The organism is Candidatus Margulisiibacteriota bacterium, assembly GCA_028706105.1.
GTDB lineage: Bacteria > Margulisbacteria > Riflemargulisbacteria > GWF2-35-9 > DYQY01 > DYQY01.
The window spans coordinates 1-20278 of sequence record JAQWCF010000022.1; the positions used below are offsets into that span (position 1 = coordinate 1).

General features: G+C 34.9%; 15 protein-coding genes. 2 read left to right on the top strand and 13 right to left on the bottom strand.

Features of this window, described 5'->3' with window-relative positions; genetic code table 11:
* From PHF25_03625 to PHF25_03670, 10 genes are all read right to left on the bottom strand, one after another.
* A partial coding sequence (locus PHF25_03625; GenBank protein ID MDD4527111.1) for a flagellar biosynthesis protein FlhA occupies nucleotides 1-1134 on the bottom strand: 1134 nt, incomplete at its 3' end.
* Nucleotides 1135-1203: 69 nt separating this feature from the next.
* Nucleotides 1204-1440: a hypothetical protein gene (locus PHF25_03630; GenBank protein MDD4527112.1), complete on the bottom strand. Its 237-nt coding sequence runs from the start codon at nucleotides 1438-1440 to the stop codon at nucleotides 1204-1206.
* Nucleotides 1441-1442: 2 nt separating this feature from the next.
* Nucleotides 1443-2825: a F0F1 ATP synthase subunit beta gene (gene atpD / locus PHF25_03635; protein MDD4527113.1), complete on the bottom strand. Its 1383-nt coding sequence runs from the start codon at nucleotides 2823-2825 to the stop codon at nucleotides 1443-1445.
* A 29-nt stretch (nucleotides 2826-2854) separates the two neighbouring features.
* The gene (atpG, locus tag PHF25_03640; protein ID MDD4527114.1) at nucleotides 2855-3709 is read right to left on the bottom strand and encodes an ATP synthase F1 subunit gamma; all 855 of its coding nucleotides are present in this window, start codon (nucleotides 3707-3709) and stop codon (nucleotides 2855-2857) included.
* A 4-nt stretch (nucleotides 3710-3713) separates the two neighbouring features.
* On the bottom strand, nucleotides 3714-5222 hold the full coding sequence (gene atpA, locus PHF25_03645; protein ID MDD4527115.1) for a F0F1 ATP synthase subunit alpha: 1509 nt from the start codon (nucleotides 5220-5222) through the stop codon (nucleotides 3714-3716).
* Nucleotides 5223-5236: 14 nt separating this feature from the next.
* Nucleotides 5237-5779, bottom strand: coding sequence for an ATP synthase F1 subunit delta (gene atpH, locus PHF25_03650; GenBank protein ID MDD4527116.1), 543 nt, complete (start codon nucleotides 5777-5779; stop codon nucleotides 5237-5239).
* Nucleotides 5776-6264 carry a F0F1 ATP synthase subunit B gene (gene atpF, locus PHF25_03655; protein MDD4527117.1) on the bottom strand — a complete coding sequence of 163 codons (489 nt, stop codon included), beginning with the start codon at nucleotides 6262-6264 and terminating at the stop codon, nucleotides 5776-5778. The genes atpH and atpF overlap by 4 nt, the downstream gene beginning before the upstream one ends.
* Nucleotides 6265-6285: 21 nt before the next feature.
* A complete protein-coding gene (atpE, locus tag PHF25_03660; GenBank protein MDD4527118.1) occupies nucleotides 6286-6531 on the bottom strand; it encodes an ATP synthase F0 subunit C in 246 nt (81 codons plus the stop codon).
* 53 nt (nucleotides 6532-6584) lie between these two features.
* Nucleotides 6585-7298: an ATP synthase F0 subunit C gene (gene atpE, locus PHF25_03665; protein ID MDD4527119.1), complete on the bottom strand. Its 714-nt coding sequence runs from the start codon at nucleotides 7296-7298 to the stop codon at nucleotides 6585-6587.
* A 2-nt stretch (nucleotides 7299-7300) separates the two neighbouring features.
* The gene (locus tag PHF25_03670) at nucleotides 7301-8194 is read right to left on the bottom strand and encodes a F0F1 ATP synthase subunit A (protein ID MDD4527120.1); all 894 of its coding nucleotides are present in this window, start codon (nucleotides 8192-8194) and stop codon (nucleotides 7301-7303) included.
* 192 nt (nucleotides 8195-8386) lie between these two features.
* Between PHF25_03670 and PHF25_03675 the strand changes: the two genes are divergently transcribed.
* Both PHF25_03675 and PHF25_03680 read left to right on the top strand, forming a co-directional pair.
* The gene (locus tag PHF25_03675; protein MDD4527121.1) at nucleotides 8387-8833 is read left to right on the top strand and encodes a type II secretion system protein; all 447 of its coding nucleotides are present in this window, start codon (nucleotides 8387-8389) and stop codon (nucleotides 8831-8833) included.
* Nucleotides 8834-8907: 74 nt separating this feature from the next.
* Nucleotides 8908-9144 (top strand): hypothetical protein, encoded by a 237-nt coding sequence (locus PHF25_03680; protein ID MDD4527122.1) that lies wholly within the window; start codon nucleotides 8908-8910, stop codon nucleotides 9142-9144.
* A gap of 82 nt (nucleotides 9145-9226) precedes the next feature.
* Here the strand turns inward: PHF25_03680 and PHF25_03685 are convergent, their stop codons facing one another.
* The 3 genes from PHF25_03685 to PHF25_03695 all read right to left on the bottom strand — a co-directional run bounded on the left by PHF25_03685 (nucleotide 9227) and on the right by PHF25_03695 (nucleotide 20203).
* On the bottom strand, nucleotides 9227-11020 hold the full coding sequence (locus PHF25_03685) for a PorV/PorQ family protein (GenBank protein MDD4527123.1): 1794 nt from the start codon (nucleotides 11018-11020) through the stop codon (nucleotides 9227-9229).
* A 9-nt stretch (nucleotides 11021-11029) separates the two neighbouring features.
* On the bottom strand, nucleotides 11030-13921 hold the full coding sequence (locus tag PHF25_03690) for a T9SS type A sorting domain-containing protein (GenBank protein MDD4527124.1): 2892 nt from the start codon (nucleotides 13919-13921) through the stop codon (nucleotides 11030-11032).
* 186 nt (nucleotides 13922-14107) lie between these two features.
* Nucleotides 14108-20203, bottom strand: a complete 6096-nt coding sequence (locus PHF25_03695) for a hypothetical protein (protein MDD4527125.1) — start codon at nucleotides 20201-20203, stop codon at nucleotides 14108-14110.
* Nucleotides 20204-20278 lie beyond the last annotated feature (75 nt).

Consider the following 20278-nt stretch of genomic DNA (forward strand, 5'->3'; position numbering starts at 1 on the left):
TGGGTCAATTAATGGCACTAAGTTTCTGCCTGTTTTCACAGAAATTGGGTCTAATGCCAAGGTCCCCAGTAAATTCTCTGGCTTTTTCATTGCTTCCTTGGCTGCCTGCTCTTCTTGTGCCGAAACAGAATCCTCTTCAACAGCACTTGCTTTATTTAGCGTGTAACCTAGAAAGCCAGCACCTACAGCAAGTGTCATAAAAGGGATAGTAGGTAAGCCAGGAACAATAGCAAAAAGGGCTAGAATTACTCCAGTAAATAAAAATACATCAGGTTTTTTAAATAACTGCCTAACAATATCTGTACCTAAACTTTCTTCAGAAGCAGCTTTTGTAATTACTAAACCAGTTGAAATTGACATCAATAAGGCTGGTATTTGACCAACAAGACCATCACCTATTGTTAATTTAGCAAAAACTTCTAACGATATACTTAATGATAGGTCTTGCTGAAATATACCAATAACAATACCACCAAGAAGATTGACAATTACAATAATAATACCTGCTACAGAGTCTCCTCTGACAAATTTATTAGCACCATCCATTGAACCAAAAAAAGTTGCTTCCTTTTGTATATCAGACCTTTTTGCTTTTGCTTCAGTAGCATCAATGAGCCCTGAATTTAAATCAGCATCAATAGACATCTGCTTTCCAGGCATCGCATCTAATGTAAATCTAGCAGCAACCTCAGCAACACGCTCCGAACCTTTAGTAATAACCATAAACTGAACAATGGTGATGATTCCAAAGGCTACTGCCCCTACAACCATGTTTCCTTTAGTTACAAAATTGGCAAAAGCTAAAATAATTTTTCCGTCAAAATCTGAACCCAAACTAAGAATCATTCTAGTCGAGGAGATGTTTAAGGCTAACCTAAAGATAGTAGTAACTAATATAATTGAGGGAAAGGAAGCAAAATCTAATGGTTTATGTAAAAAAATAGCAACTAAAAGAACAACTATTCCAATTGAGATATTCAATACCATCAATAAATCCAACATAAAAGTTGGCATAGGAATAATCATTATGGCAAGAACCATAACAAGCAAAACAGCTACGCCTAAATCATTTATTGGAAATCTTTTAAAGAAATCTTCAAAATTAAAGTCAGCAGCAAATGGTATTGACGCCAAGATACTCCCCCTTATGGTTTCATGGTCATGTTTAAATTATAGCGTGCAACCTGTGCTTTTTTAAGATGTTTAGCAAAAAACTTCTATAATATCTTTGTCTACAGAAACTATTGCGTTTTCAGTTAAGATTTTTTCTGTTCTTTCTTCAGAATAAAACAAAGTAATTTCACCATTCACATCAGCGACCATTGGTATGTGGTCATTTAAAATAGTCGCCTCTCCCAGCAAGGAAGGTAAAGAAATTTTTTCTACCCCTTCGTAGCTCTTTTGTTCGAATGGTTTATTTACTATTACTTTCATCAACATAGCTACAGTGTTTTAGCCTTCTCATAAACATCGTCAATGCTACCAACCATGTAAAACGCTTGCTCTGGCACATTATCAAGTTTTCCCTCTAATATGTCCTTAAAAGAACGGATTGTATCATCTTTAGTTACATACTTTCCTTCTTTACCTGTGAAGTGAGAAGCAACATGGAAAGGCTGAGACAAAAATTTCTGTATTTTTCTTGCTCTAAAAACAGTTATTTTATCAGCATCAGAAAGCTCATCTATTCCTAAAATTTTAATAATATCCTGTAATTCTTTGTATTTTTGTAAAATTGAGATGACACTATTTGCTACTTGATAGTGTTCTTCACCTACAATATGTGGATCAAGAATTGTAGAAGTAGATGCCAATGGGTCTACTGCTGGATATATTCCTATCTCAACTATCTCTCTTGATAATACCGTCGTAGCATCCAAGTGAGCAAAGGTTGTTGCAGGAGCTGGGTCAGTTAAGTCATCTGCCGGAACATAAATCGCTTGCACAGACGTAATTGAACCATTCTTTGTAGAAGTGATTCTTTCCTGTAAATCACCAATGTCAGTACCAAGAGTTGGCTGATAACCTACAGCAGATGGCATTCTTCCTAATAACGCTGATACTTCGGAACCAGCTTGTACAAATCTAAAAATATTATCTATAAATAACAAAACGTCTTTGTGTTCTACATCTCTAAAATATTCAGCAACTGTTAATCCAGTCAGTCCAACTCTAAAACGAGCCCCCGGAGGCTCATTCATTTGTCCATAAATTAGAGCTGTTTTATCAATAACTCCAGAGTCTTTCATTTCTAACCAAAGGTCGTTACCTTCTCTTGTTCTTTCACCAACACCAGCAAATACAGAATATCCACCATGTTCTTTAGCAATATTACGGATAAGCTCCATGATAAGAACTGTTTTTCCTACACCAGCACCACCAAATAATCCAATCTTTCCTCCTTTTGGATAAGGAGCTAAAAGGTCTACAACTTTTATACCAGTTTCGAACATCTCAGTAGTTGTACTTTGGTCTTCTAATTTAGGCGCCTCTCTGTGAATTGACCATCTTTCCCCATGAAGCTGTTCACCAAAGTCTACAGTTTCGCCCGTAACATTGAGAATTCTTCCTAAAGTTTGAGAACCAACAGGAACAGTTATACAATTGCCAGTATCCACAGCTTCCATTCCTCTAACTAATCCATCCGTGGATGTCATAGATACAGCTCGAACAACATCATCACCTAAATGTTGCATAACCTCTAAAACGATTTTTTTGCCATCATTCCAGATTTCCACAGCATGATACAGCTTTGGCAAACAATCCCTTTCAAATCTAATATCTACAACCGGTCCGATAATTTGAATAACTTTTCCTTTTTGCATCTTATCTCATCCTCCTCTTAGTTAATTTATTATTTCATACCTTCAGCGCCAGCAACAATCTCTGTTAGCTCTGTAGTAATTGCACTCTGTCTTGCTCTATTAAATAACAAGGTTAGTTTATATATTAAGTCGCCAGCATTATCTGTTGCACTTTCCATGGCAGTCATTCTTGAGCCTTGTTCCGCAGTTCCACTTTCTAATAAATATCTTTGAACTTTAGAATAAATATATCTTTTTGCTAATGTATCCATCAAAAAAGGCTGGCTAGGCTCAAAGATAAACTCATCTTTTTCAGCTACCGCTATTTCTTTAAAATCAGACATTTCTATTGGCAACAACTCTTCAGATACTATGTTTTGAGCAATAACTGACTTAAATTCATTATAGATAACTATGACTTTTGCATATTCACCTGAAAGATAAAAATCAACTAATTTATCAACAAAAGGTTGAATTTCTGATGACTCCAATGTTTCGGATATACCAACATGTGAGCCGACTAAATTGTATTTACTTTTCTTCAAAAAAGACAAAGACTTATTCCCTACAGCGAACACATCCGAACCTTCAGGAATATCTTCTAACACTTTTCTGAAAACATTTTGATTAAATCCACCACAAAGTCCTCTATCAGAAGATAAAATAACAAAAAGAGACTTTCCCTCTCTTAAATTGAAAAAATCATGGCTAATTTCCGGTGTTCTAGAAATCACGTTTGCCATTAGTGTACTTAACTTATCAGAATACTTCCTAAGTTTAAGAATTAAGCCTTGGTTCTTTTTAAATTTAGAAGCTGCCACAAGTTTAAGTGCAGAAGTTATTTTTTGTGTTTTTTTAACACTAACTATTCTTCTTTTAATGTCTCTTATATTTCCTCCAGCCATTAGCCTACCCCAAAAACTCCTGTTTAAATTTTTCTGTTATTTCCTTAACTTGCGACTTAATCTTATCGCTCATCTCTTGTGTGCTAGAAATCTCTTCGAAAATTGATTTTGCCTGTATTTCTATATAAGAAAACAATTCTTTCTCAAATTCTTTTAATTTGTTTACACTAATGTCATCAAGTAACCCAGAAGAAGCAACATATAAAATAACAATTTGCTTTTCTACGGCCATTGGCACAAATTGGTCTTGCTTTAAAACTTCCACTAACCTCTTACCTCTTTCGAGCTGAGCAAGCGTTGCTTTATCTAAATCAGTACCAAACTGTGAAAAAGCTTCCATTTCCCTATATTGAGCTAAGTCAATACGCAACGAACCTGAAACATTCTTCATGGCCTTTATTTGAGCGGCACCACCTACCCTAGAAACAGAAATTCCAACGTTAACAGCAGGTCTAACACCAGAATTAAAAAGGTCTGATTCTAAATATATCTGACCATCAGTAATAGAAATTACATTAGTAGGAATATAAGCAGAAACGTCACCTGCCTGAGTTTCAACAATTGGTAAGGCAGTAAGTGAGCCAGAACCCTTTTCATCACTATATTTAAGCGCTCTTTCTAATAATCGTGAATGACAATAAAAAACATCACCTGGATAAGCTTCTCGTCCTGGAGGTCGTCTTAATAAAAGCGACAACTGTCTATATGCCTGAGCATGTTTACTCAAGTCATCATAAATAACCAAAACGTGCTTCCCTAAATCCATAAAATATTCACCAATAGAGCATCCTGCATAAGGTGCAATATATTGTAATGTAGCTGAATCGCTAGCAGTAGCAGAAACGACGATGGTATAATCAATTGCACCAAAATCTTGCAACTTTTGATATAACTGAGCGACTGTTGATTTCTTTTGTCCAATCGCTACATAAACACAAATAACGTCTTTTCCTTTTTGATTAATAATTGTATCTATTGCTATAGCAGTTTTGCCTGTTTTTCTATCACCAATAATAAGTTCTCTTTGACCTCTTCCTATTGGTATCATACTATCAATTGCTTTCAGCCCTGTTTGCAATGGTTCTTTTACTGGTTGTCTATCACAAATACCCGGAGCAATTCTTTCAAGCGGTCTTTGTTCATCAGATTGGAGATCTCCTTTGCCATCAAGTGGCTCACCTAATGGAGAAACTACTCGTCCCAACAAGCCCTGACCAACAGGAACATTCACAATACGATTAGTTCTTCTAACTATTTCTCCCTCTTTAACTTCTTTGTCAGAACCTAAAATAACACAACCTATATTGTCTTCTTCTAAGTTTAAAGCCATTCCAAAAACGCCACTTTCAAAAGAAAGTAATTCATTAGACATAACATTCTCTAAACCATATATTCTCGCTATATTATCCCCAACTTGGATAACATATCCAACTTCTTTCACATCAATTGAGTTTACGTATCCTTGAAGTTCTTCATTTAATATTCTTCTTATTTCATCAGACTTGATATTCAACTTATTCCCCCCCTTTAGTTATTAGCTTTTTCCATTAACTTAGATTTAATGATTTTTAATCTACCGTTAACACTTAAATCCATTACAAAATCATCCTTCTTAATAATAACCCCTGCAATTATTTCAGGGTTCAATTTTTCATTTATAGCTATTTCTTGCTTAAATCTTTTTTCTAAGGCCACTTTAATTTCTTTCAATAATTCAGCACTTAGTTGATATTTTGTTTCCACAGTAACGTAGGCCATGTTATGCGATTTGTTCATTAATTTAACATATTCAGAGTAAATTTCCTTAATTAAATTCAATCTTTTTCTTCTAACTAAAACAACCAATAACTGTTTAATATCCTGAGGGAAACCAATTTTTTGATCTACTTTCTCAAGAAAATCTAGTCTTTTATTCACATTAACAATATCGCTAACTAAGTATTTAATCACTTCTTCATCCAAAGACTCAGCAATCAGTTTTAAATACTCCGCAACTTCATCATAACGTTCCTTGGGAATGTTTCTGATAAAGGCATCAGCATAACGACTTACAATCTTAATGTTTTTCATTTAAGCTCACTCAGTTCATAAATGTGATTCTTGATAAGTCTATCATGGTCAGCTTCTGTTATTTCCTTCTCAATAATTCTAGAAGCTATATCAACAGAAATGTTAGCAATCTGACTTTTAAGCTCTTTTTTTGCTTTTCTGATTTCGCTTTCCAGTCCTTGTTTACCAGCATTAAGCATATTCTTGACCTTATTCTCTGCATCTTCTATCATTTTTTGCTTTTCATTCTGTGCACTGGCTAATGTGTTTTCAATGAAAACCTTAGCATCAACTTTAGCTTTTTCCATTTCTTCTTTAGCTAAAGATAAAGCAACTTCCGATTCTTTCTTCAAATTTTCTGCATTATCATACTCGCTTTGAATATCTTCTGCTCTTTTATCCAAAAAATTCTTCATTGGTTTATACAAGAATTTTTTCAAAAGAAAAAGGAGCAATCCAAAATTAATAATTTGCATTATAAGTTCATAAGGATTGATCTCAACCATTTAAATTCCCCTTCTTTGCCTCTAGCTGGCAAACATAAAAATAAGTATTAACGCAACTACTAACGAATAAATACCTGTTGATTCTGTAACTGCTTGACCGATAAGCATAGTTCTTGTGATAAGCCCTGCTTCGTCTGGTCTCTTCGCGATACCTTCACACGCTTTTCCAGCTGCGTAACCTTCTCCGATTCCTGGCCCGATAGCTCCAATACCCATTGCTATCCCTGCACCTAATAATGCTGCTGCTTTAACTAATTCTGAATCCATTTTTTACCTCCCTAACCTTTATTCTCTGTCATCTCTGACTTTTCCTTACCTTATCAAAACATAAACATCAAAATCATAGCTATTACCAAAGAGTAGATAGCTGTTGATTGCGAAACCGATTGACCTAAAAGCATTGTAGTAGTTACAAGCTTACTAGTTTCCGAATTATAAGCAATTGCTTTAGTGGCCATTTGTGCTGTTATTCCTGCACCAACTCCTGGACCAATAGCCCCAAAACCCATCGCCAAGCCTGCGCCTAAGATAGCCACATTATGCATCATTGTTTCAGCATGCACTTGAAAAAGTAAAAGCAAAGAAACAACTAGAGCAAAAATAACTGCAGTCTGAGTAACGGCTTGCCCAATAAGCATACTAATCATTAGTCCACTAGAATTTTCTGGCTTTCTACCAATACCCTCAACCGCTGACCCAACAGGTAAACCCGCGCCGACACCAGAACCAAGTGCGCCTAAACCAATACAAGCTCCAGCTGAAAGATTTGCCAACATAATGGTCACACTTGAATCGCCACCTTTAAATAACAACATCAGTGATACCAGTAAAGCAAAAATGGAAGAAGTTTCAGTGATTGCTTGACCAATAAGCATTGTCCTAAGTATTACAGGGCTCGCAGTTGGCTGTCTAGTCATGGCCTCTAATGCTCTACCAGATGCGTATCCTACACCAGAAGCAGCGCCTAACGCACCTATCCCAACAGACAATCCAGCTCCAAGAAATGCACCAATTAATGCTAAATTAATATCCATCTTTACTCCTTAACCGAAACTGCAAGATACGTAACAGCCAGCATTGCAAAAACAAAAGCCTGAATACTCCCAGCGAATAAACCAAAAAAAGCACCAAGAAATGTTGTACTTACTACATAAACTACAGAAAAAACAGCCGCAAGAACTGACTGAAAAGTTCCACCTATCAAAGTAACAGAAGAATAATCAATAACTGGAATCATTGAATACATTAAATAACTAATAATAGTTATGATAATTGATCCTCCTAAAATATTGCCAAACAAACGAAAAGAATGTGAAACAACCTTTGATAACTCACCTATAACATTTAAATAAAAAAACGGATTAATCCAAAACATCAATAACCATAAACCATGTGATGGTAATGGATCCATATAGCTTCTCAAGTATCCCACGATACCTTTAATTCTAATCGCAGAAACATGCACAACAACTGCACTAAGAAGTCCAAGACCTAATGTAGTACTGAGAAATTTTGTTGGTTCTTGGAAAACCGGAAAATAAAGCATCCAGTGATAAGCCACATCTGGGATTGGTAAAATGTAATCTAGTAAATGAAATATCAAATAAAAAAAGTGAAAAAAAGGTGGAATAATACCTAAATAATTAGAAAATAAAATAAAAAGAAAAAGCGTAGAAATATAAGGGACATACGGTTCAGCCAGCTCCTCACCTAATGTTGAGTAAGTTAAATCTTTAAAAAAATTATAATACATCTCCATAATAAGCTGTAACTTACCTGGTTTCTTTTTCATTTTACGTGTTGAAAGAAAGGCGATAACTACTATTAAAACCATAACAATCCATGTCATCAATAGCATAACGGGGCTATACTCTATGGTTTTCCCAAAAAGTTCTATTTGCCACTTAAGTATTTTGCCAATACTATCCACTTTGCCCCCCAGTTTTGTACAAATAGTAAATTAACATATAATATGTGCTTTGTTAAGATATTTTAAAATATATATATGAATATTTATTATTACTTTTAGCTTTCAACGCTTATTTAGCTATTCCTTATTACCTCATTATATCCGTAGCTCTTCTATATTGTTATTCGTTACTTTATTTGCTATATTTATAGCATGAAGAAAAGAAAAGCCTTTACACTAATTGAGCTTCTAATAGTAATGACAGTTATTGCCATCTTAGCTGGCATACTTATTCCTTCTTTCCGTGGTTATCAATCGGAAGCCTGGATTATAAAATCTGAAGGCGACATTGGCTCCTTACAACTAGGAGTTGAGGCTTACTTCAGAAAACACGCCAATGAATACCCTGATTCATTAGATGCACTACTGGAAGAAAATCCAAGGTTTGTAACAACAATGCCCATGGATCCCTTTAAAACTGACGGAAAATTGTATGGCTATGAAATCATCTATAAGAAACCAGGAAATGAACCGTTCTATGTAATATACTCACATGGTCCAAATAGGACAAAAAACTGGAGTTGGAGCGAAACAAGAGGTTTCGTTATCATGGATTCAAATAGTGATGATATCATCTTCACAAATGCGCGACTTCAATAATACGTAACTACTAACTTTTAAATAAAAATCTTTTATGCAATAATAATAAGGTTAACATAAATATGGAGGTAAAAATGGCGAAAATACTTGAGTGCAAACACGGGATATACAAACAAACATGTGTCCTTTGTCATGAATTAGATGATGAGGTCGTTATTAGGGAAAAACAAGAAGCGTTAACTATGAAGAATTGGCAAACAACTTCTTATATGGGTAATTCTGCTCATAACTCTGCCTTTGTTGAACAAGAATACGATATTGATACCGCTTATGATATTGAACCAATAGAAATCGACAACGACGAAGAATAGACCTTATAAGTTTTTATACATAAACAAAAAACCCCTCAGCTGAGGGGTTTTTTGTTTATACTATTACTTCAAAAATTCCTAACTAAAAAGAATCCCAATCAAATAAATCTTTCACTAGTCTTTGGCCCATAGTTGTATTATGAACAACCTTAGAAAATTCTGCTCTAGTTATTGCTCTTTTTGGTTGGAACGTTCCATCGTTATATCCATTAATTAAACCGCTATCAACAGCTACTTCAATATACTTAGTGGACCATCTACTCACAGATACATCCTTGAACCTACTCTTTAGCGCCTTTTCAGGTACGGGTAGTCCCTCTAGAATGACTAGTGCGGCCACTAGTTGCTCTCTGGTTAGGTTTTCGTTTGGTGAAAACTCTGTAGGTGACGTACCAATCATCATGCCACTCTGAGCAACAAGCTGGATGTAATCAGAATATGGATGACTAGCAATGTCAGCAAATCTGTAACCGCTAGTTAAATCAATATCCTTCATATTTAAATTCTTAAGAGCATACAGAACCTTAGCATACTCTGCTCTGCTAACATTACCTTCGGAATTATAAGTTTCCTTAGTCGCTGGTCTTAATAACCCCAGTGTTGTTAACTCTTCAATGTATTGTCTAGCCCAATTATGTTTATCAACATCATAAAAAGACATCAAATATACATTTCTAATTTTAAGCTTTTGCAAAACTTTATTATCTTTATCAAAAACTGCAATGTTAATAACTTGTTTGCCATAATCTCCGTACTTAATGGCAGCGAGTATTCTGCTGTTCTTTATCTCAACATCTGTACCATTAATCTGTACCTTAGCTACTTTTGGGATAACCGTACCTACCACTTTATGCATATTCTGATAGGTAACCACTTTATCTTCTGGACTACTTATCTGCATATATTCATCTGTATAAACTGCTTCTGGTTTAAATAAATCAAAAGCTACTGAAAAATAATGAGTATTATTAACAGAAAAATCATTTGGATCTATGGAATAAGCATAATCAAACTTAATTCCATCAAAATTCACACCTAGGCCTAAGGAGAAAAGGTTCTTAGCTTCAACACTCACAGTAGAAGCCGCCCACTTTTCATTACCATATCCTGCTCTTACTGCAAAATAGGGAACAGGCTTATATTCAGCACCTAAGCTAAAAGCTGTTTGTTGATCAACAATTCCTACATCAAAGGAAAAATCTAAATCTTGATTTTTTGAGTACAAGAACGTGCCTGGTTCTTGACCTATAAACTTATAAGCACTACCTAATGTAAGCTTCTGTTGTAGTTCGTCTTCTCCTCCACCTTGAACCTTTACCTTCAGTGGCAATGCATTATGATAAACAGCCGACAACCTTAAGGCTTGATTTACTTCATAAATAGTACCAATATCTGCATTAAATACTGAAACATTATATCCATCTGCATTAGCAAAACGATATTTGCCGGTTAATCCTAATGACCATTGCTCGTTTATCTTAGAAGCTACACTACCAAGCGCTGTAATATCATTGTAGCCAAGCATATTAGTGTATATGTATCTATCTCTATCCCATATTGATTGAGGAATACTTGTTCCAATATAATAAAAACCTAAACCATAACTAATTGTCTCACTTGGGAAAATCACTGCTCCATTTAAAAGATTAACATCAGAGAAAAGATTCGTTTGCATAAGGCCAACTTGAGCTTTGTCGTATTTCCCAATAGCTGCTGGGTTAACAAATACAGCTGAATAATCATCAACCAAGGCGGAATAAGCATTCCCTACTCCAATACCTCTTGCACTTGTATAACGATAAGCTGGATCTACTGAACCAGTAGCAAGAACTAATCCTAACAAACAAAAACCAAATACAATTTTCACTGCTCTCATGATTACTCCTTATCTGGTTACCAGGAATTTACTGGTACCTAACACAGACTTGCCGTGTACTATCTGAACAAAATACATACCTACTGCTAGCTTGTCATGAAAAGCATCTACCCCATTAAAGTCAACCTGATTATATCCAGCGCTTCCACCAGCAAATCCTAGGGGATACATATTCTTCCAAACTACCTGACCTAGTAAGTTGTAAACATAAATCTCAACATTTGCTTGAGCAGTCAATTCATAGGCAATAACCATGTCTTTCCCTGAATTAGGATTGTATGGCATTGGATTACAAAGAATTTTTGAACCTGGTTTTAAGCCTACTTTAGCTGAGCTGTCAGCTACTACTACAGTTCTAACAACTGTGTTCGCAGTATCGTTCAACCAATCTATAGCTGACACTTCAAGATTATTTACTCCAGCATTGAGTGTAACTGGTATAGAAATTTGATTATTATTAAATGTTGGATAAAAACTTTGAGTTATTATTATGCTTCCAGCCTTAACTACTAAAGTAATAAAAGATGCAGGCGTTAATGAAGCATCAATAGTTGTGCTTGAATCTACCGTTACAATTAAAGTAAAACTACTATTCACATAATCACCATTTCTAATACTTATTGGACTAGAACCGTTTTGAGAATATAACATTGTTTCATCAACAGTTATTATTGTTGAATTGGCAAATAGTCCGCCAGATAGCTTAAGTGGCTTATCTGCAGCTGTTGCACCTGAATAACTATCAATTTGGTCATTGTGTGCAAATACTGAGTAATAATATGCTTTACCATCAATCATTGGTTCTCGGAATGTAGTTCCGTTTGTTACTACAAAACTTGTTCCTTCTGTTCTGATTACTGGGAATGAACCTGGATTTGGATAATCGGTTATATTCCTTACTACTAGATAAGACGTAGCACCTATCGCATTATCCCAAGTTAGATTAGCAAATGGACCGAAAACTGTTGCAATCAAGGTCTGAACCTTTTGTGGCGTATTATAAAAGAACTCTACCTCATCAATTAATACTTGACCCTTATCATTAGCATTGCCTATCTTTAACTGTACTGCTAAAGCATTCTTTAATACATCAATTAAAGCAACCTGTGTGCCCCAGTTACTTTCCTGAGTCATATCTGTAAAATATACATAATAGGTATTCCAAGTTCCAGTATTTACTACTGATACTTGATCAGAATGTCTATTATAATCAGCATACACTGTTGAGTTTACTTCTAAGTTGATAACTGCTGTTCCTTTTGCTCTAAACTTAACTCCGCTATACTTTGAGATGTCTTGTGGGTTAGTAGACACAACATCTAATCCAAAACCAATACCTACGAATGGTTTACTAAATGCAGTATTAACGTCGAATGAAACAAAGGCTACCATATTTGCACCATCATTAATAATATTCATAGTAACCTCAGAGTTTCCATAGTTTGGAGAATTTTGGTCATCATAAACGTAATTGTATCCACCCCAGTTATTCTGACTACCATTTTCAAAGTTAGTAATTAGTCTGTCTTTAGGAAAAACTGTTGGATTGGCTGAAGTTCCAGTACCCATATCTCCCGTAACAAAATAAATCTGATCTATTTCGAACCACTTAAGTGCTGGGTCTGCAACTTGAGGGTAAGCTTTAAACTTAACAGCTACCATTCTTTGCAAAGCTATCATTAGATCAACTTTTGTACCCCAATCTTCTTGAGCAAAACAAGAGAAAGAAATAACATATTCCTGCCAATTATTACTAAGAGTCACTGCCTTAGTAAAATGATTAAAGTCATTAACAAGTAAAGCAGTAGTCTCTAATTCAACTGCTAATTGACCTTCACCTTTTGCAAAAAACACAATTGCTCCGTACTTTGTAATATCTAATTCAGCTTTAGCAGGAGCTAAATTTAATCTATAACCAGAATAAATGTCGCCTGCAACGCCATTAAGAATATAGTTTTGTCTGTATGATTGAGTAGTACCATTTGCTCCACCAGCTAATAAAAGTCCATAGCCCATATTACTACTACTATTTTTGTAAGCATAATTATCGCCACCAAATTTATTAGTTCTTAAAGCAGAGCTACCAACTTCAAAATCCTCTAACAAAAACCCATTAATTGTAATAACAGGATTAATTGTAGGGATAATTGGATCTACCGTTGGAATAATAGGATTACTGGTTGGCGTTCCTTCATAAAAAACCACGTTAGCAGTATTTAAATAAATGTTAAATGTTGCTGGTGCATAATTAATTGTAACTTTTCCATCAAACCCAAAACCTTCAGCTGCAGTCCAAGCCACCAATTCAATACTTTTAGGGTTAGAAAAACCTACGCCTAGTTCATTTCTGAAAGCATTTAAATCAAAATATTTTTTATATCCTTTGGAATAATCTGAACCACTGTCAGGTGAATTTTTATACATTATAGCTCTTGGTGAACTATATTCACCCAAACCATTAATAACTCTAGCAAAAACTAAAACATCATTATTTACACGCTGAGTAATAGAATTAAGTTGATATACATTCTCTAAAGATGCAAGCCCTCCAGGAAAGTGAGAACCAACCCCAGTCTTAACTTCAAAGTTCTGTCCATCATTTAAATACGTACCTGTCCCACTTTTAACTTTAAAATAATAAGAATTACCTTCTAGCAATCCAGCTACCTTAACAATATGAATGTTATCAGATGTTCCTGCCCCTCTCATGTCATAAGCGACAGTATTCGGTACAAGGCTTCCCCACTCAAGATATCCTTGTTCTGCTTGATCTGTATACCAAACAACCGTGAAGCTAGCATCAGAAACGTTGACTATATTTAATTCTCGTGGTGTTCCAGCAAGAATAAAACTTGTAAAAAAAAGAAGAAACAAACTCGATACTTTCAATTTTAACCTCATTATTACACTCTCCTAAATAATTCTATCAATAATCTATCGAAAGAAATCGAACAAGTTCCCTGTTATTTTACATTTATTTTTATTAATACAATTATAGTGGATAGAATGAAAAAATCAACAAATAAAAAGGGGGGCACCAGACGGTGCCCCCAAAAACTGTTACAAAAACAGGCTTTTAGCTATTAACTAAAGATCTTTTTTTGGTGTCCAAGTAAAGTCTTCTGTTAATTGAATCATGAACCCATAAGACTTATACGTTGCACCAACTGTAAAATCAGTACCAGTATTATCAGCTCTGTAATGCAACCAACCATTGTAATAATAGTTGTCATAGACTTTAACTGCAATAGCTCTTAATGGCATATCTAACGCATCTACTTTTTTGTCGCCATTACGATCGTTAATCTCTGCTAATAACTCGCTAGACTTATAAGCTTTTCCCACTGGTTTACCTAATAAGTTCCAACCAGTAGTAAACACATAAGACTGAGGCATTGTAGCAGTTGCTGATGGAGTTATAGTCTTTCTAACATTACTCTTAATGTAATAACTCTGACCATAGGCTACTGGGAAGTCAAGCTGACTCATGTAAACAAACTCTCCATCCGCTTTATCCCAAATAGCAGCTTCCTCAATAGAGCCAACCCCTAGCTTAGTTTCAAGATAGCTAACAACATCACTGATGTTCTGGCCTCCTTCATTAACAATTGAAAAGAAATTCCATCCCTTAAGTACATGTCTCAAATATCCTTGATTTGGATTTGAAAATGGATACATAAGGTATTCCTCAAGATCAGTAAGACCATCATCATCAGTGTCTGTCAAATCTCCACTTGGGTTAATGTTAGCTACGTTAGGATCTAGCTCATACAATTCTTCCCACCAATTTGGTAATCCATCACCGTCTGTGTCATCTGATGTTGGCACTGTTGATAAGACAATCTCATCAAGCTTAACATTAATAACACCATTCGCAGTAGCTGATACAAAGGAATATCCAACAAATGCTAAGTCCTCTAAGTTAAATACTCCATTACCACTTGCTACTGAATTAATCTTCACAAAATTATCCAAGACAAATGTATACCATGTCCAATCAGAGGTTATTAATACTTGAGTGAAGCCAAATACATCACCATCAACATCCTGCAATTGTATGGACAACTTATCTCCAACCATGCCATTGCTGTTATTTATATACATTTTTAATGATTTATAAACTTCTGGCATTGTATTGAGTGGATTGTAAATGTAAGCTCCTACAAATCCTCCAAAGTAGTTACTTGCTATTCCATTAACCAACAACGATGTTGTTGGGTATCCAACTACTGTGCTTCTTGTAATACTTATTCCATCAGCTAACCATGGATAACCAACTCTTTCAAAATTGTCTATTAATGGAAAATGTGGTGTCCACTGATTTGGATTAGTTCTAGCAACGTATTCTTCTAAATCAGTCCAGCCATCACCGTCAGTATCACCCGTATTTTTGACTAATGGATTAAGACCATATTCATCCTCAAACCAATTCGGAATACCATCACCATCTGTATCATTAGAGGTTGGTGTTTCAGACACGTTAAGATTATCAATTCTGAAGTACATTTCACCAGTAGGTGTAGCACTAATTAAGTTAATAGCTAACTTTGGTACACCATTCGCGAAATTCATTACACTGTTACCAGAAGGTTTTGTTAGTTCAAATCTATCTAGCAATAATGTATAATAATTCCAGGTATTCAAATCTCCAAAAGTCTGAGTAAAAGAATACTCATCACCATCAGCATCGGTAATTATAAATATTAACTTATCACCAATTTCACCATAATTTTTGGCTAGAAATTTTAATGATTTATACTCATCTGTCCAAAAATTAGCTGGAATATCAGTATTTTTTAATAATGAACCAGCATAATAATTAACGGCAGGTGCTGTTTCTACATAAAGTGACCAATCCAAGTTCCAACTAACTGACTTATCAGTTGTTTTTTCATAGTATTGATCAACACCAATTGTATTAATCCATGCTCCTGAAAGTTTAATACCATTAGCTGTTTCAAAATTATCTATTACTGGGAATAATACCTTTTTAGTAGGATCTAATCCTCTTAAATATTCCTCAAGGTCAGTAATATTATCACCATCCGTGTCTGTTAAATCTCCACTTGGGTTAATATTAGCAACATTAGGATCTAAGCCGTACAGCTCTTCCCACCAATTTGGTAATCCATCACCATCTGTATCATCAGATGTTGGTACTGTTGATAAAGCTATTTCATCGAGCTTCATGTTAATAACACCATTCTTGGTTGCTGAGACAAAAGTATAACCAACATAGGATAAGTCCTCTAAGTTAAATACTCCATTACCACTTGCTGCTGAATTTGTTTTCACAAAGTTATCTAAAACAAAGGTGTACCATTTCCAGTCTGCTGTAATAAGTACTTGAGTAAAGCTGAAGGCATCACCATCTTTGTCTTGTAGTTGTACTTCAATTTTATCGCCAACCATACCGTTGCTGTTGTCTATATACATAGTTAATGATTTATAAACTTTTGGCATTGTATTTAGTGGATTGTAAATGTAAGCTCCTACAAATCCTCCAAAGTAGTTACTTGCTATTCCATTAACCAACAACGATGTTGTTGGGTATCCAACTACTGTGCTTCTTGTAATACTTATTCCATCAGCTAACCATGGATAACCAACTCTTTCAAAATTGTCTATTAATGGAAAATGTGGCGTCCACTGTGTAGGATTAGTTCTGGCAGTGTACTCTTCTAAATCGCTCCACCCGTCACCATCAATATCTCCGGTGTTAACTTCATTAACATTTAAGCCATACTCATCTTCAAACCAATTAGGGATTCCGTCTCCATCTGTATCATTAGATGTAGGCACTTTAGAAACAGTAATGTTGTCTATACTAAAGGCCATATTACCCGTTGCAGTGGAACTGATTAAATTAATTGCTAATTTTGAAACTCCATTAGCAAAATCCTTGACGCCGTTACCAGCTGAGTTTGTTAACTCAAATCTATCTAATAATAACGTATAGTATGTCCACTTATTAAAATCAGCAAAAGTTTGAGTAAAACTAAACTCATCTCCGTCTGAGTCAGTGATAGTAAAAATCAATTTATCACCAATAGAACCAAAGCTTCTAGCTAGATATTTTAAAGACATATAATCTGCAGTCCAAAAACTATTTGGAATATCTAATGTCTTAAACATAGTCCCATTGTAATAATTAGAAGAAGCAACAGTCTCAACATACATTGACCAATCTAGATTCCAACTAACAGTTTTGTCTGTTGTTTTTTCATAAGAAAGCTGAGTGCCTGCTGTTTTGCTCCAATTTCCTGCTAAAGGAATGCCACCAATTAATTCAAAATTATCAATTTCTGGAAATAATACCTTTTTAGTAGGATCTAGTCCCATTAAATATTCATCAAGGTCAGTAATATTATCACCATCTGTATCGGTTAAATCTCCACTTGGATTAATATTCGCTACATTAGGATCTAAACCGTACAACTCTTCCCACCAATTTGGTAATCCATCTCCATCTGTATCGTCTGAGGTTGGTACTGTTGATAAAGCTATTTCGTCTAGCCTCATGTTAATAACACCATTCTTGGTTGCTGAGACAAAAGTATAACCAACATAGGATAAGTCCTCTAAGTTAAATACTCCATTACCACTTGCTGCTGGATTTGTTTTCACAAAGTTATCTAAAACAAAGGTGTACCATTTCCAGTCTTCTGTAATAAGTACTTGAGTAAAGCTGAAGGCATCACCATCTTTGTCTTGTAGTTGTACTTCAATTTTATCGCCAACCATACCGTTGCTGTTGTCTATATACATAGTTAAGGATTTATAAACTTCTGGCATTGTATTTAGTGGATTGTAAATGTAAGCTCCTACAAATCCTCCAAAGTAGTTACTTGCTATTCCATTAACTAACAACGATCTTGTTGGGTAACTATCTAACATAATTCTGTAAATATTAATTCCGTCTGCTAACCATGGATATCCTACTCTTTCAAAATTGTCTATTAGTGGGAAATGTGGCGTCCACTGATTAGGATTGGTTCTAGCAACGTATTCTTCTAAATCGCTCCAGCCATCGCCATCAGTATCACCTGTGTTGGCAACTAATACGTTTAAGTTGTTAGAAACCTCAAACCAATTAGGAATACCATCGCCATCCGTATCACCAGATATGTCAGAAGTAGACACATTAATATTATCTACGTACATTGATACTGTGCCAGTAGGCTTAGCAGAAATCAATTCTATCCTTATAAACCTTGTTTGATCAAAGTTCTGAGTACGGTTTCCAGTTGAGATTGCATTTGGATCTAGTTTAAATCTATCAAGTAACATTCCGAGGTATGTCCATGTGTTCAAATCTCCTACAATCTGTTCGAACTTCCAAACATCACCATCAACTTCTTCTAATTTAACAACAATTTTGTCACCCACTTGCCCGTTAGCTTTGATTAGCATACTCAACATTTTGTAATCATTTGTCCAATTAGTTACATCAGATAATATATCTTTCTGTATGCCACCCACATAATAACCAGTAGCTGGACCACTAATTAACATTGAATTATGATAATTCCAAGAAACGCTAACATCTGTTGTGTTCGCTGTTGAAGCAACTAAAGCTCCATCTATGGTCCAAGGAGTCATTCCTTTTTCAAAGTTATCAATTTCTGGAAACTTTGACATAAAATCTGCAATAAATGGATTTGTTCCATTAAGTATTTCATTATAATTATCTATTCCATCACCATCAGGATCTTCTTTGGCATCAGATGGATCATTTGGATCAAGACCATTAGCAATCTCATCTGCATCAGTAATACCGTCACCATCTGTGTCTAACTCGACAACGTTATTAGAATTATATATATTATCAACTAACTCAATGTTTTCTATAATAAGCTTTGCAGACGCCCCTGCCTTTCCAGCAGAAACAGCAAATCCTAACATAGGAACACCTGGATAAATATCAGTAAAAGTATCATGTGTTGTAAATCTTTGTAATGGATTAAAAACACCGTCTCCATCAACATTATTCTTACTTAAAAGAACTGCACTTAGTGGAATATAAATATCTCTCCACTGACCATCATTCTTTAAAAAATTAAGATTATAAACCCACTCATCATCTTGTGTTACAACAAAACCAAAACCATCATGATCAACATCCTTTACATCTAATTTTAAATCTACTGGACCACTTCCTGCATTTTTCACAGAAAATTTAATATATTTATGTCTTCCCCAATCATAAGCTTTATTTGTTTTTATGTTACTTCCACCATACTTTGCTGGATCATAAAAAAGTGTGGAAAAATCATACATAAAATAACCATTATATCCAACTGCATCAGCACTTGAAGCACTTACTTCTAAAGCTCCACCAGCACCTACCCAATCATTGTTATTAACCAAGCTTAATGAAATATTTGAAGTTGAGCTAGACCATCCTAATATAGAACCAGAATCAAAATTATCAATTACCGGAATAGGATTATCAAACATTGTTACATCAGCTCTTGTTACGTTAACAGGTATTCTAAGCTCATTAACTCTTTTACTACCTATTAGATTGTTACTAAAATTGTCGTATCCTCTTGAGTAATTAATAAAAGTTACTACCAAAATGTCATTATTATTATAAGAAAAAAGACTTGTATTAGTTTGATCAAGAAAAGGAGCAGAAGAAGCTTCCCACTCATTAAATGTAGGGCTATCTCCTTTTATATATCCACTAATACCAGATCTTATCGCAGATCTTGTACCATCTGGTTTTTCAATAAACATCTCGTAATAAACATTTTGAACATCTTCTGCTTCAAAATAACCAACCATATCAACAAAGGTTGTATTTTTAACCTTACCAGCAACATTTACTCCTGTTCCAGCGATACCACCCATTGTTGTTTTTACAGAATAAGGGCCAAAAGTTGTGCTTCCAGACTTTATTTTAAAGGAATAATTTGTATTAGGATCAGCATTTACTATAACGTAATGTAACTTAAACTTCTTAGCTGGTGATGCTGTAAAGTCTGAAACTCTCTTATCTAAGAAGGGACCTTCTTCTCCCACAACGTCAAGACTACCTTCCTCCAGCTCATCACTCACCCAACTTACAGCAAAGCTATCACTTCTAACATCAGTTATCCTAACATCAGAAATTGCTGAGGCAAATGCCATAGACATTAAAATTAAAAAAACCGCTCCTCTTACTAATATTTTTCTCATCCCTGTTCTCCCTTCGTTATTAAATCCTTCATCTTTACAATATATACCACTCAAATGTTAATAGTATTCATTTAA

Bases quoted from the DNA above. Each gene is read 5' to 3' on its own strand.
- PHF25_03690 (MDD4527124.1), bottom strand. From the start codon at position 13,921: ATGAGGTTAAAATTGAAAGTATCGAGTTTGTTTCTTCTTTTTTTTACA.
- PHF25_03680 (MDD4527122.1), top strand. From the start codon at position 8,908: ATGGCGAAAATACTTGAGTGCAAACACGGGATATACAAACAAACATGT.
- atpH (MDD4527116.1), bottom strand. From the start codon at position 5,779: ATGAAAAACATTAAGATTGTAAGTCGTTATGCTGATGCCTTTATCAGA.
- atpF (MDD4527117.1), bottom strand. From the start codon at position 6,264: ATGGTTGAGATCAATCCTTATGAACTTATAATGCAAATTATTAATTTT.
- atpG (MDD4527114.1), bottom strand. From the start codon at position 3,709: ATGGCTGGAGGAAATATAAGAGACATTAAAAGAAGAATAGTTAGTGTT.
- atpD (MDD4527113.1), bottom strand. From the start codon at position 2,825: ATGCAAAAAGGAAAAGTTATTCAAATTATCGGACCGGTTGTAGATATT.
- atpE (MDD4527118.1), bottom strand. From the start codon at position 6,531: ATGGATTCAGAATTAGTTAAAGCAGCAGCATTATTAGGTGCAGGGATA.
- PHF25_03695 (MDD4527125.1), bottom strand. From the start codon at position 20,203: ATGAGAAAAATATTAGTAAGAGGAGCGGTTTTTTTAATTTTAATGTCT.
- PHF25_03675 (MDD4527121.1), top strand. From the start codon at position 8,387: ATGAAGAAAAGAAAAGCCTTTACACTAATTGAGCTTCTAATAGTAATG.
- PHF25_03685 (MDD4527123.1), bottom strand. From the start codon at position 11,020: ATGAGAGCAGTGAAAATTGTATTTGGTTTTTGTTTGTTAGGATTAGTT.
- atpE (MDD4527119.1), bottom strand. From the start codon at position 7,298: ATGGATATTAATTTAGCATTAATTGGTGCATTTCTTGGAGCTGGATTG.
- PHF25_03630 (MDD4527112.1), bottom strand. From the start codon at position 1,440: ATGTTGATGAAAGTAATAGTAAATAAACCATTCGAACAAAAGAGCTAC.